Below are 13793 nucleotides of genomic sequence, written 5' to 3' on the forward strand. Positions count from 1 at the left end.
TACTATATATTTATAATATCTTATCTATCTAAATAAGAAAATTTAACCTGTTGATAAGGAGGATTTAAAATATGAAATTTACAATAGAAAAACCAATATTACAAGAAGCAATCTCTAATGCTCAAAAAGCCATAACTGGAAAAACTACAATGCCAGTTCTTCAAGGTATATTTATAAAAGCTAAAAACAATGAACTTACTGTAATAGGTTCTGATATTGATTTAACCATTGAAACTAAAATAGAAGCACAAGTTGAAGAAGAAGGTGAAATTGTAGTAGACTCTAGATTATTTGGAGAAATCATAAGAAAATTACCTAATGCTCCAGTAAATATAGAATCTATGGAAAATGATACTATAAACATTCAATGCTTAAAATCTATAGCAACCTTAGTTCATATGAATCCAGGTGAATATCCTAATCTACCTCAAATAAATGAAAATATGATATTCACAATCCCTCAAGGAATATTAAAAAATATGATAAAAAGTACTATTTTTGCTATAGCTCAAGATGAAACAAGACCAATATTAACTGGAATATTATTTGAAATAAAAGATAATAGAATAAATCTAGTGGCATTAGATGGATATAGAGTAGCCTTAAGAAAAGAAAATATAGACTCATTAAGTAGTATAAATGCTGTAATCCCAGGAAAAACTTTAAATGAAATTTCAAAAATACTAGAAGATGGTGAAAACCCTACTGAAATAACCTTTACCCCTAACCACATTCTTTTTAACCTTGGAAACACTAGGGTTATATCAAGATTATTAGAGGGTCAATTTATTAAATATGAGTCTATAATTCCAAAGGAATATAATCTTAAAGTTATGGTTAAAAGAGGTGAAATCCTAAATAGTATAGAAAGAGCCTCTCTTATGGGTAAAGAAGGTAAAACTAACTTGGTTAAATTGGACATCCAAGAAGAAGCCATGGTTATAACGTCCAATTCTCAATTAGGAAAGGCTAGAGAAGAAGTTAATATAATATTGCAAGGTGAGCCTTTAAAAATTGCATTTAACTCAAAATACTTAATTGATGTATTTAAAATTATGGATGAGGAAGAAGTTGTAATGGAGTTTTCAAGTAGCATAAGCCCATGTGTTATAAAAAACAAAGACAATGACAAATGTTCATACTTATTACTACCAGTTAGACTTGTAAACAATTAACTTAGATCATAAAAAATAGAAAAGAGGAATAGCTATGAATGAGATTGAAATAAATTCTGAGTTCATAAAGCTGGATGCATTTATGAAGTGGGCAGCTATAGCATCTACAGGTGCAGAAGCTAAAATGTATATTTTAGATGGGGATGTATTTGTAAACGGAGAAGTTGAAGACAGAAGAGGAAGAAAACTATATAGGGGAGACGTTGTGAAGTTTAATGGCGAGGAGTTTAAAGTAATTTAGACCTATAGCAATATAAATTTAGTTTTTAAATAATTTTATGATATAATAAAAATTAGGTGTTTTTTATGTATATAAGAGATATTCACTTAGTGAATTTTAGAAATTATGAAAATCAGTATATAAATCCATGTAAGCGAGTAAATGTATTTGTTGGGGATAACGCACAAGGAAAAACAAATGTAATTGAATCCATATATTATTGCAGTGTAGGAAAATCCCATAGGACTAATAAAGATAAAGATCTGATAAGTTGGGGGAGAGAAGAGAGTTATATTAGTATTTACATAGAAAAAGAGCGTTTAGATAAAAAAATAGAACTTAAAATATTTAAACAAGGTAAAAAAGGTGTAAATATTAACTCTGTAAAGATTGGGAAATTATCTGAATTTGTTGGGATTTTAAATGCCGTTATATTTTCTCCAGAGGACCTTAAAGTAATAAAAGATTCCCCCTCGTTTAGAAGAAGGTTTTTAGATATTGAACTTTGTAAGTTAAGTAAAAAATATTTCTTTTATCTTTCACAGTACAAAAAAGTTCTAAATGAGAGAAATGCTACTATGAAGAAGATAAAAGACCTAGAACTTCTTAATGTTTTTGATATACAGCTTAGTAAAATTGGAGCTGAAATAATAAAACATAGGTTAAAATATATAGATAAACTTAATATTAGGGGAAATGTTATTCACAGTGAAATAACATCAAACAAAGAGAATATATGCTTTAAATATTTAACTTCTGTTAAGGAATCTAAAGATATAGAAGAAGAACTATACTCACTTTTGGTGAAAAATAGGCAAAAGGATATTGAGTATAAAAACACGTCCATAGGTCCTCACAGGGATGATTTTTCTATAGAGATAAATGGGGTAGACACTAGAGTTTATGGTTCTCAAGGGCAGCAACGAACCTCTATTTTGACTATAAAATTTGCATCCTTAGAGATCATAAAAGAACTTACAGGAGAATATCCTGTACTTTTACTTGATGATGTTTTGTCTGAATTGGATGAGAATAGGCAAAGATATATATTAAAGTCACTTAGTAATGTACAGACATTTATTACATGTACTGGAATAAATGAGGTTGAAAAATATATAGATTCAAGTAATTGTAAAATATTTGATGTGACAGAAGGTAGTGTTAAAGAAAGGGATAATTTGCACTTTTAGAGGAGGAAATTTATGTTTTTGCATTTAGGAGAAAATGTAGTAGTTCCGATAAAGGATATAATTGGCATATTTGATATGGAAACCACCATGTATAGTCAAGATACAATACAGTTCTTAAGGATGGCAGAGGAGGATGGATTTGTTGAAAGGATAACGGAAGATAAACCTAAATCTTTTGTTGTTGCAGAAGTAAATAAAAAGAGCAAAATATATTTGTCTCCAATTTCATCAACCACCCTTTGTAAGAGAACAGAAAACTTTTATAATGTTCTTTAGTTTTGTAACTATATTTCTAGTTATAATATCTTTTTAACTTAGTTAGGAGGAAAACATGGATAATAATCAAATTTATGATGAAAATCAGATACAGGTTTTAGAGGGCCTTGAAGCTGTAAGAAAAAGACCTGGTATGTATATAGGTAGCACTAGTTCTAGAGGGCTACATCATTTAGTTTATGAAATAGTTGATAACAGTATAGACGAAGCTTTAGCAGGACACTGTAACAACATAGAAGTTACAGTAAGTAAAGATAATACAGTTACTGTAACAGACGATGGTAGGGGTATACCTGTAGGTATGCATCCAAAATTAAAAAGACCTACTTTAGAAGTTATTATGACTGTACTTCATGCAGGTGGTAAATTTGATGGAAGTGGATACAAGGTATCTGGAGGGCTACATGGTGTTGGTGCTTCAGTTGTTAATGCGCTTTCAAAAATGTTCGTAGTAGAAGTTAAAAGAGAGGGCAATGTTTATAGGCAAGAATATAAATACGGAAAAGTTGCAACAGAACTTGAAGTAACTGGAACTACAGAAGAACATGGAACTACAATATATTTTGAACCAGATCCTGAAATATTTGATGAAATAGAGTTTGATTATGATATTTTAGCACAAAGATTAAGAGAACTTGCCTTTTTAAATAAGGGAATTAGAATAAACTTTAATTTTGAAAAAGAGGAAAAGAAAACAGAATTTCATTATGAAGGTGGGTTAAAATCCTTTATAGAATACCTAAATAGAAATAAAGATGTACTTCACAAAGAACCTGTATATATTGAGGGTAGCAAGGATGACAATATGGTAGAACTTGCCCTACAGTACAATGATTCATATAGTGAAAATATATTCTCCTTTGCAAATAACATAGATACCATAGAAGGTGGAACTCACTTATCAGGCTTTAAAGCTGCACTTACACGTGTATTAAACGATTATGCTAAAAAGTTTGGATTTTTAAAGGAAAATGATAAAAATCTATCAGGAGAAGACATTAGAGAAGGTTTAACTGCTGTTGTTTCAGTAAAGTTAACTGATCCTCAATTTGAAGGACAGACAAAAACAAAACTAGGTAATAGTGAAATGCGTGGTATTGTGGACAGCATATTAAGTGAGGCTTTAGGAGCTTACTTAGAAGAAAATCCTCAAGTTGCAAAGATTATAGTAGACAAAGCTTTAAGTGCTGCAAGAGCTAGGGAAGCTGCAAGAAAAGCAAGAGAACTTACAAGACGTAAATCTATACTTGAAAGTACATCTCTTCCTGGAAAGCTTTCAGACTGTTCCTCTAAGAATCCTGATGAATGTGAAATTTACTTAGTTGAGGGAGACTCTGCGGGAGGTTCAGCAAAACAAGGCAGGAATAGAGAGTTCCAAGCTATATTACCTCTTAAAGGAAAAATAATGAACGTTGAAAAGCAGAGATTAGATAAGATGCTAAACTCTGATGAAATAAGATCTCTAATCACAGCAATTGGAGCTGGAATAGGAAAAGATTTTGATATATCTAAAATAAGATATAGCAGAATAATTATTATGACAGACGCTGACGTTGATGGAGCTCATATAAGAACATTATTACTTACATTCTTCTATAGATACATGAAGGAACTTGTAGAAGAGGGACATATTCACATAGCACAGCCACCTTTATATAGAATTAAAAAAGGCAAAAAAGAATATTATACTTATAGCGATGAAGAGCTAGAAATTCAGTTATCTGAAATAGGCGGAAAAGATAAAAATACGGACATACAAAGATATAAAGGTCTTGGAGAAATGGATGCTGAACAATTATGGGATACTACAATGAATCCAGAAAAAAGAGTACTTCTTAAAGTTACTATAGAAGATGCCATGGCTGCAGACGAAATATTCACCATACTAATGGGTGATAAGGTAGAGCCACGTAGAGAATTTATACAAGAAAATGCTAAGAAAGTTATGAACTTAGACGTTTAGGATATAAAGTGAGTAAAGTTAAAAAGAGGTGTATTTAATGGATAATACCGGAAAAGTTTTGCATATAGACATAAGACAGGAAATGAAGAAATCATATATAGATTATGCTATGAGCGTAATTGTAAGCCGTGCCCTTCCAGATGTTAGGGATGGATTAAAACCTGTTCATAGAAGAATTCTTTATTCCATGCATGAACTTGGTTTAACACCAGAAAAGGGATATAGAAAATGTGCAAGAATTGTTGGAGATGTTCTTGGTAAGTATCACCCACATGGAGATACTTCAGTTTATGATGCTTTGGTTAGAATGGCACAGGACTTCTCCATAAGATATACATTGGTAGATGGACATGGAAACTTTGGTTCTGTAGATGGAGATTCAGCAGCTGCAATGAGATACACAGAAGCTAAGATGGATAAAATAGCTGCTCAAATGTTAAGGGATATAAACAAAGAGACTGTTGATTATAAACCTAACTTTGATGGTGAAGAACAAGAGCCTATAGTATTACCATCAAGATTTCCTAATCTTTTAGTTAATGGGTCTTCAGGTATAGCTGTTGGAATGGCAACAAATATACCACCTCACAACTTAAATGAGGTTATAGAGGGTATCATAATGCTTATAGATAACCCAGAGGCAACTATAAGTGAGTTAATGGAAAAAATACAAGGACCAGATTTCCCAACATCAGGAATAATATTAGGTAAATCAGGTATAAGAAATGCCTATGAAAAAGGCAGAGGAAAAATTAAAGTTAGGGCAAAGACTAACATAGAAGATTACAAAGGTAGACAAAGAATAATAGTAACAGAACTTCCTTACCAGGTTAATAAAGCAAGGCTTATAGAATCTATAGCAGAACTTGTTAAAGATAAAAAATTAGATGGAATTTCAGACCTTAGAGATGAATCAGATAGAGAAGGTATGAGAATTGTTATAGATCTAAAAAGAGATGCCAATGCTAATATTGTTTTAAATAGATTATTTAAGCATACAAAAATGCAAGATACCTTTGGAGCTATAATGCTTGCTCTTGTAGATGGAGAGCCTAAAGTTTTAAACTTAAAAGAAATTTTAGTGCAATATGTAAAGTTCCAAGAAGAAATTATAAGAAGAAGAACAATATTTGATTTAAATAAGGCAAAAGATAGAGCTCACATACTAGAAGGGTTAAGAATAGCCCTAGATCGTATTGAAGAGATTATAAAGTTAATAAGGGGATCTAAAACAGGAGCTGAAGCTAAAGAAGGATTAATGAATAACTTTAACCTTTCAGATAAGCAAGCACAAGCTATTTTAGATATGAGGCTACAAAGACTTACAGGACTAGAAAGAGAAAAAATAGAAGAAGAATACAATGAACTTGTTAAGTTAATAGCAGAATTAGAAGCTATATTAAGTGATGAACAATTAGTTCTTAACATAATCAAAGAAGAGCTTTTAGAAATTAAGAATAAGTTTGGTGATAAGAGAAGAACAGAAATAGATATTTATGCTGGAGACGATGCAGACATAAATATTGAGGATCTTATAGATGATGAAGAAGTAGTAATTACATTAACACATAATGGTTATATTAAGAGAATACCTGCAGACACTTATAGTGCACAAAAAAGAGGTGGCAAGGGAATTCAAGCTATGACCACTAAAGAAGATGATTTTGTGGAAAATGTATTTATAACTTCAACTCATAATAATATACTATTCTTCACAAACAAAGGAAGAGCTTATACCTTAAAGGTTTATGAAATCCCAGAGGCAGGAAGAACTGCTAAGGGTACAAATATAGTTAACATTATTCCTTTAGAACAGGAAGAATGGATTCAAGCAGCTATAGCTATAAAAGAGTTTGATGAAGATAATTTCTTAATTATGGGTACCAAAAAAGGTATTATAAAGAAAACAGTATTATCAGCCTTTTCATCTATAAGAAAAAATGGAGTAAATGCTATAAAACTAAAAGAAGATGATGAACTTATAGGTGTTAGAATGACCAATGGCAACAGTGAAATACTTTATATCACTAGAAATGGATATTCTATAAGGTTTAATGAAAATGATGTTAGACCTATGGGAAGAGCTGCTACAGGAGTAAAGGCTATAACTCTTAGAGAGGGTGATATAGCTGTTGGAATGGAAGTTGCAAAAGAAGATGATCAGTTACTTGTAGTTGCTGAAAATGGATATGGTAAGAAAACATCAGTTTCAGAATATCCAATAAGATATAGAGGCGGAAAAGGTGTTATAACTTATAAAGTTACTAAAAAAACAGGTAAATTGGTTGGAGCTAGGTTAGTACAAGAAAGTGATGAATTAATGCTTATAAATAACAGTAATGTAGCAATAAGATTGAATGTTTCAAGCATATCATCAACTGGAAGAAATACTATGGGTGTTAGATTAATGAGAACACAAGAAGAGGAAGTTATAGTTGCAATAGCTAAAATAATAAGTGATGGCGAAGAAGAAATTAACAAAGAAGATGTTAATAAAGAAGAATAAATATAGGTTTAAAATAAAGGGGGGATTACTGTCCCCTTTATTTTTTTGGATTTATGTAGAGTAAAATAATTATATGAAAGTCCATTCATTTCGAGTTCGCTACATTAAGAATTTCTATGTAATTATGCAACTATCATATCAATAAAATTTCTAACAAAGTTTATTTTAAAGATAACTTTGCCTAGTGTATCAATATATTTAAAACCTTAGGATTATGTAGGAAATTAAAGTATAATAAAAATAATCTTAGTACATAATAGATAAAGGATAGTATTATTGTTTTGTAGGTGATATAATTAAAAACGTTCCACAGAGAACAAACGCAAAACAAAATAACAACTTAAAAAAAGTTGTTGACAAATAAAAATCAGTTTGATATACTGATTAAGTCGCTTGAAGAGAGTGACAAAAATTAAAGAAATTGGTCTTTGAAAATTAAACAGAGTAAGATAAAAGAACTCGCATTCTTTTGAGAAAAAGAAAAGAAATAAAGAAACAAGTTCAAGTCAGTAAAATGCTTGAGCAAGTGGATAAACTCAAATTAAGAAAACTTAATTGTATAGCTAAAAACTTTATAGTTTATGTAAATAAGCTAAAAGGAAACTCTTCAGCTAGCGCTGATGAGTAAGATGCTACACGAAACAAGTTTCTAGTATCATCTTAAATTGAGAGTTTGATCCTGGCTCAGGACGAACGCTGGCGGCGTGCTTAACACATGCAAGTCGAGCGATGAAGTTCCCTTCGGGGAACGGATTAGCGGCGGACGGGTGAGTAACACGTGGGTAACCTGCCTCAAAGAGGGGGATAGCCTTCCGAAAGGAAGATTAATACCGCATAATATCTTTTTATTGCATGATAGAAAGATTAAAGGAGCAATCCGCTTTGAGATGGACCCGCGGCGCATTAGCTAGTTGGTGAGGTAACGGCTCACCAAGGCGACGATGCGTAGCCGACCTGAGAGGGTGATCGGCCACATTGGGACTGAGACACGGCCCAGACTCCTACGGGAGGCAGCAGTGGGGAATATTGCGCAATGGAGGAAACTCTGACGCAGCAACGCCGCGTGAGTGATGAAGGTCTTCGGATTGTAAAGCTCTGTCTTTAGGGACGATAATGACGGTACCTAAGGAGGAAGCCACGGCTAACTACGTGCCAGCAGCCGCGGTAATACGTAGGTGGCAAGCGTTGTCCGGATTTACTGGGCGTAAAGCATGCGTAGGCGGATACTTAAGTGGGATGTGAAATCCCGGGGCTTAACCCCGGTGCTGCATTCCAAACTGGGTATCTAGAGTGCAGGAGAGGAAAGCGGAATTCCTAGTGTAGCGGTGAAATGCGTAGAGATTAGGAAGAACACCAGTGGCGAAGGCGGCTTTCTGGACTGTAACTGACGCTGAGGCATGAAAGCGTGGGTAGCAAACAGGATTAGATACCCTGGTAGTCCACGCCGTAAACGATGGGTACTAGGTGTCGGGGTTTCGTTACCTCGGTGCCGCAGTTAACACATTAAGTACCCCGCCTGGGGAGTACGATCGCAAGATTAAAACTCAAAGGAATTGACGGGGGCCCGCACAAGTAGCGGAGCATGTGGTTTAATTCGAAGCAACGCGAAGAACCTTACCTGGGCTTGACATCCCAAGAATCCCGTGGAAACATGGGAGTGCCCTTCGGGGAACTTGGAGACAGGTGGTGCATGGTTGTCGTCAGCTCGTGTCGTGAGATGTTGGGTTAAGTCCCGCAACGAGCGCAACCCTTATTGTTAGTTGCTACCATTAAGTTGAGCACTCTAGCAAGACTGCCTGGGTAACCAGGAGGAAGGTGGGGATGACGTCAAATCATCATGCCCCTTATGTCCAGGGCTACACACGTGCTACAATGGTCGGTACAGAGAGATGCAAGATCGTGAGGTGGAGCAAATCTCACAAAGCCGATCTCAGTTCGGATTGTAGGCTGCAACTCGCCTACATGAAGCTGGAGTTACTAGTAATCGCGAATCAGAATGTCGCGGTGAATGCGTTCCCGGGCCTTGTACACACCGCCCGTCACACCATGAGAGTTGGTAACACCCGAAGTCCGTGAGGTAACCTTTTGGAGCCAGCGGCCGAAGGTGGGATCGATGATTGGGGTGAAGTCGTAACAAGGTAGCCGTAGGAGAACCTGCGGCTGGATCACCTCCTTTCTAAGGAGAATTCGAAAAGATTACGATCTTTTCGTAGCGAGCACTTACTCTGTTTAATTTTGAAGGACCAAAATTCCTTCAAATAAGTAGAATCTCCAAAGGGAGAAAAGACTAACGTCTAAAAGATTAAAATAATCTAAGGATGTTAAGTTAACTACTTTGTTCTTTGAAAATTGCACAATGAATAATAATTATAATAACTATATTTTACTGAAAAATGTAAACTTTAGTTACTCATGATAGGTCAAGTTAGAAAGGGCGCATGGCGAATGCCTTGGCACCAGGAGCCGATGAAGGACGTGATAAGCTGCGATAAGCTGTGGGTAGCCGCACATAGGCTGTGATCCACAGATTTCCGAATGAGGAAACTCATACACTAAACAGTGTATATTCTGAACTGAATACATAGGTTCAGAAAGGTAAACCCGGGGAACTGAAACATCTAAGTACCCGGAGGAAGAGAAAGAAAAATCGATTTCCTAAGTAGCGGCGAGCGAACGGGAAAGAGCCCAAACCAGAAACTTGTTTCTGGGGTTGCGGACAGATCATAACGTGGAGGCTATTGTAGTCAAAGTAAGCTGGAAAGCTTCACCGCAGAAGGTAATAGTCCTGTAGACAAAACAAGAAGACCACAGATCTGATCCAGAGTACCACGAGACACGTGAAACCTTGTGGGAAGCAGGGAGGACCACCTCCCAAGGCTAAATACTACCTGGTGACCGATAGTGAAGAAGTACCGTGAGGGAAAGGTGAAAAGAACCCCGGGAGGGGAGTGAAATAGAACCTGAAACCGTGTGCCTACAATCGGTCGGAGCACTTTATATGTGTGACGGCGTACTTTTTGTAGAACGGGCCAACGAGTTACGATATGTAGCAAGGTTAAGCACTTAAGGTGTGGAGCCGAAGGGAAACCAAGTCTGAATAGGGCGCTTTAGTTGCATGTCGTAGACCCGAAACCGGGTGACCTATCCATGGCCAGGATGAAGCGGAAGTAAAATTCCGTGGAGGTCCGAACCACGTTGGTGTTGAAAAACCATGGGATGAGCTGTGGATAGCGGAGAAATTCCAATCGAACTCGGAGATAGCTGGTTCTCCTCGAAATAGCTTTAGGGCTAGCGTCAGGTAATTGAGTAATGGAGGTAGAGCACTGAATGAGCTAGGGGGCTTCACCGCTTACCGAACTCTATCAAACTCCGAATGCCATATACTTTTATCCTGGCAGTCAGACTGCGAATGATAAGATCCGTAGTCAAAAGGGAAAGAGCCCAGACCATCAGCTAAGGTCCCAAAGTGTAAGTTAAGTGGTAAAGGATGTGGGATTTCTAAGACAACTAGGATGTTGGCTTAGAAGCAGCCACTCATTTAAAGAGTGCGTAATAGCTCACTAGTCAAGAGATCCCGCGCCGAAAATGTTCGGGGCTAAAACTTACCACCGAAGCTATGGATGTACGTAGTACATGGTAGAGGAGCTTTCTGCACAGGTTGAAGCTGTACCGTAAGGAGCGGTGGACAGTGCAGAAGTGAGAATGTTGGCATGAGTAGCGAGAAATAGGTGAGAATCCTATTGGCCGAATACCTAAGGTTTCCTGAGGAAGGCTCGTCCTCTCAGGGTTAGTCGGGACCTAAGCCCAGGCTGAAGAGCGTAGGCGATGGACAATCGGTTGATATTCCGATACCGCCAAACTTCGTTTGACAAATGGGGTGACGCAGAAGGATAAGATGTGCATACTATTGGATTGTATGTCTAAGCATTTAGGCAGACTAGATAGGCAAATCCGTCTAGTTAATGCTGAGGTGTGATGGGGAGCGAATTTATTCGCGAAGTATCTGATTCCACGCTGCCAAGAAAAGCCTCTATGGAGAAGTTTGGTGCCCGTACCGCAAACCGACACAGGTAGGTGAGGAGAGAATCCTAAGGCCGACGGAAGAATTGTTGTTAAGGAACTCGGCAAATTGACCCCGTAACTTCGGGAGAAGGGGTGCCTAGCGAAAGCTAGGCCGCAGTGAATAGGCCCAGGCAACTGTTTAACAAAAACACAGGTCTCTGCTAAAGCGTAAGCTGATGTATAGGGGCTGACGCCTGCCCGGTGCTGGAAGGTTAAGGGGATCTGTTAGCGCAAGCGAAGCAGTGAACTTAAGCCCCAGTAAACGGCGGCCGTAACTATAACGGTCCTAAGGTAGCGAAATTCCTTGTCGGGTAAGTTCCGACCCGCACGAATGGCGTAATGATCTGGGCACTGTCTCAACAACAAATCCGGTGAAATTGTAGTGCAAGTGAAGATGCTTGCTACCCGCAGTTGGACGGAAAGACCCCGTAGAGCTTTACTGCAACTTAACATTGAACTTCGGTATTGTCTGTACAGGATAGGTGGGAGACTTGGAGATACCCTCGTCAGGGGGTAAGGAGTCGTCCTTGGGATACCACCCTGACAGTACTGGAGTTCTAACGAAGGGCCATGAAACTGGTCGTCGGACATTGTTAGGTGGGCAGTTTGACTGGGGCGGTCGCCTCCGAAAGTGTAACGGAGGCGCCCAAAGGTTCCCTCAGCGCGGTCGGAAATCGCGCGAAGAGTGCAAAGGCAGAAGGGAGCCTGACTGCAACACATACAGGTGGAGCAGGGACGAAAGTCGGGCTTAGTGATCCGGTGGTACCTCGTGGGAGGGCCATCGCTTAACGGATAAAAGCTACCTCGGGGATAACAGGCTGATCTCCCCCAAGAGTCCACATCGACGGGGAGGTTTGGCACCTCGATGTCGGCTCGTCGCATCCTGGAGCTGAAGTCGGTTCCAAGGGTTGGGCTGTTCGCCCATTAAAGCGGCACGCGAGCTGGGTTCAGAACGTCGTGAGACAGTTCGGTCCCTATCCGCTGCGGGCGCAGGAAATTTGAGAGGAGCTGTCCTTAGTACGAGAGGACCGGGATGGACTGACCTCTGGTGCACCAGTTGTCACGCCAGTGGCACAGCTGGGTAGCTATGTCGGGACAGGATAAACACTGAAAGCATCTAAGTGTGAAGCCTACCTCAAGATAAGATTTCCCATGACTTTAAGTCAGTAAGACTCCTTGAAGAACACAAGGTTGATAGGTGAGAGGTGGAAGCATGGTAACATGTGTAGCTGACTCATACTAATAAGTCGAGGACTTGACCAAATAATATTCATTGTGCAATTTTGAGAGAACATCTCTCTAAGGAAACTCCTCAGCGTAGCTGATGAGTACTGATTTAAAACGAAATCACAGATTTCTGTAAATCAGCATCTGGTGGCAATGGCGTAAAGGTAACACTCCTTCCCATACCGAACAGGCAAGTTAAGCTTTATAGCGCTGATGGTACTGCAGGGGAAGCCCTGTGGGAGAGTAAGACGTCGCCAGGTAAATACGGATCATTAGCTCAGTTGGTTAGAGCAACCGGCTCATAACCGGTAGGTCTGGGGTTCGAGTCCCTGATGATCCACCATATTTGGGGGTATAGCTCAGCTGGGAGAGCACCTGCCTTGCACGCAGGGGGTCAAGGGTTCAAATCCCTTTATCTCCACCAAAGAACACTCTTTAAAAGAGTGTTCTTTTTATATTGTTAAAAATAAGTAACTTAAACATCATTAAAAAATAGGTAAATAAAAATTAATACTGATGTATAATTAAGAGTAATGATTATATCTAATTAAAAGTAATATTGATATATAATTTAATATATTCTCTAAGTGGCCTTTTGTATTATTAAAAAAAGGAGTTATATAATGCATAAAAGAATAAAACAATTTATAATTGGTACTTTTGATACTATAAAACCTTTTAGTAGTGAAGATAAGGCAATTATAAATAATTATTTAGATTATAAAGAAGTAGAAGTTTTTAATACTATGAAAAAATATGATAAAAGTCACTGTCTTAGGGTAACTAAAAGTATTTTATCATATTTAGAGTATAATGATTTAAATATTGAAAATAAAAAGGAACTAATCAAAGCTTCTCTTATACATGATATAGGAAAAAGAGATGGCAATTTTTATATAATAAATCGAGGATTTATAGTTATATTAGTTAAGGTTTTTAAAAATAAGAAGTTTTTATTAAAGTATAAAAAGTTTAGTATATATGTAAATCATCCTGAAATAGGATATAATATCTTAAAAGAGAGTAATCTTTTTTCAGAAGAGGTTTTATATATAGTAAAAAACCATCATAAAAAATCCTTAGATAAATCCTTAGAGAGATTAAAAGAAGAAATCACACTATTACAAAGATGTGATGATGAAAACTAATATGGTATGATATATATTAGAGCTTT

At 37.1% G+C, this 13793-nt stretch carries 8 protein-coding genes, 2 tRNA genes and 3 rRNA genes; all 13 read left to right on the top strand.

What is annotated here, in order from left to right; all coding sequences use genetic code 11:
- The first annotated feature begins 71 nt into the window (after positions 1–71).
- The 13 genes from dnaN (at position 72) to FNZ64_RS04985 (ending at position 13767) form a co-directional block, all read left to right on the top strand.
- On the top strand, positions 72–1175 hold the full coding sequence (gene dnaN, locus FNZ64_RS04930; RefSeq protein WP_142413716.1) for a DNA polymerase III subunit beta: 1104 nt from the start codon (positions 72–74) through the stop codon (positions 1173–1175).
- A gap of 34 nt (positions 1176–1209) precedes the next feature.
- Positions 1210–1416: a S4 domain-containing protein YaaA gene (yaaA, locus tag FNZ64_RS04935; protein WP_142413717.1), complete on the top strand. Its 207-nt coding sequence runs from the start codon at positions 1210–1212 to the stop codon at positions 1414–1416.
- Between the two features lie 65 nt (positions 1417–1481).
- A complete protein-coding gene (gene recF, locus FNZ64_RS04940; RefSeq protein ID WP_142413718.1) occupies positions 1482–2585 on the top strand; it encodes a DNA replication/repair protein RecF in 1104 nt (367 codons plus the stop codon).
- Positions 2586–2597: 12 nt separating this feature from the next.
- Positions 2598–2861, top strand: coding sequence for an extracellular matrix regulator RemB (remB, locus tag FNZ64_RS04945; RefSeq protein WP_142413719.1), 264 nt, complete (start codon positions 2598–2600; stop codon positions 2859–2861).
- Positions 2862–2916: 55 nt separating this feature from the next.
- Positions 2917–4824, top strand: coding sequence for a DNA topoisomerase (ATP-hydrolyzing) subunit B (gyrB, locus tag FNZ64_RS04950; RefSeq protein ID WP_142413720.1), 1908 nt, complete (start codon positions 2917–2919; stop codon positions 4822–4824).
- Between the two features lie 37 nt (positions 4825–4861).
- On the top strand, positions 4862–7330 hold the full coding sequence (gene gyrA / locus FNZ64_RS04955; RefSeq protein WP_142413721.1) for a DNA gyrase subunit A: 2469 nt from the start codon (positions 4862–4864) through the stop codon (positions 7328–7330).
- Between the two features lie 469 nt (positions 7331–7799).
- Positions 7800–7958, top strand: a complete 159-nt coding sequence (locus FNZ64_RS14610; protein WP_185903675.1) for a hypothetical protein — start codon at positions 7800–7802, stop codon at positions 7956–7958.
- A gap of 33 nt (positions 7959–7991) precedes the next feature.
- Positions 7992–9506, top strand: a 16S ribosomal RNA gene (locus FNZ64_RS04960).
- 242 nt (positions 9507–9748) lie between these two features.
- Positions 9749–12655, top strand: a 23S ribosomal RNA gene (locus tag FNZ64_RS04965).
- A 107-nt stretch (positions 12656–12762) separates the two neighbouring features.
- Positions 12763–12879, top strand: a 5S ribosomal RNA gene (rrf, locus tag FNZ64_RS04970).
- Together the 16S, 23S and 5S rRNA genes with 2 tRNA genes alongside form the textbook arrangement of a ribosomal RNA operon.
- Positions 12880–12885: 6 nt before the next feature.
- Positions 12886–12962: transfer RNA gene (locus tag FNZ64_RS04975), tRNA-Ile, on the top strand.
- Between the two features lie 5 nt (positions 12963–12967).
- Positions 12968–13043: transfer RNA gene (locus tag FNZ64_RS04980), tRNA-Ala, on the top strand.
- 199 nt (positions 13044–13242) lie between these two features.
- Positions 13243–13767 carry an HD domain-containing protein gene (locus tag FNZ64_RS04985; RefSeq protein ID WP_142413722.1) on the top strand — a complete coding sequence of 175 codons (525 nt, stop codon included), beginning with the start codon at positions 13243–13245 and terminating at the stop codon, positions 13765–13767.
- Positions 13768–13793 lie beyond the last annotated feature (26 nt).

The organism is Hathewaya massiliensis, assembly GCF_902143515.1.
Classification (GTDB): domain Bacteria; phylum Bacillota; class Clostridia; order Clostridiales; family Clostridiaceae; genus Hathewaya; species Hathewaya massiliensis.

Bases quoted from the DNA above. Each gene is read 5' to 3' on its own strand.
- dnaN (WP_142413716.1), top strand. From the start codon at position 72: ATGAAATTTACAATAGAAAAACCAATATTACAAGAAGCAATCTCTAAT.
- yaaA (WP_142413717.1), top strand. From the start codon at position 1,210: ATGAATGAGATTGAAATAAATTCTGAGTTCATAAAGCTGGATGCATTT.
- recF (WP_142413718.1), top strand. From the start codon at position 1,482: ATGTATATAAGAGATATTCACTTAGTGAATTTTAGAAATTATGAAAAT.
- remB (WP_142413719.1), top strand. From the start codon at position 2,598: ATGTTTTTGCATTTAGGAGAAAATGTAGTAGTTCCGATAAAGGATATA.
- gyrB (WP_142413720.1), top strand. From the start codon at position 2,917: ATGGATAATAATCAAATTTATGATGAAAATCAGATACAGGTTTTAGAG.
- gyrA (WP_142413721.1), top strand. From the start codon at position 4,862: ATGGATAATACCGGAAAAGTTTTGCATATAGACATAAGACAGGAAATG.
- FNZ64_RS04985 (WP_142413722.1), top strand. From the start codon at position 13,243: ATGCATAAAAGAATAAAACAATTTATAATTGGTACTTTTGATACTATA.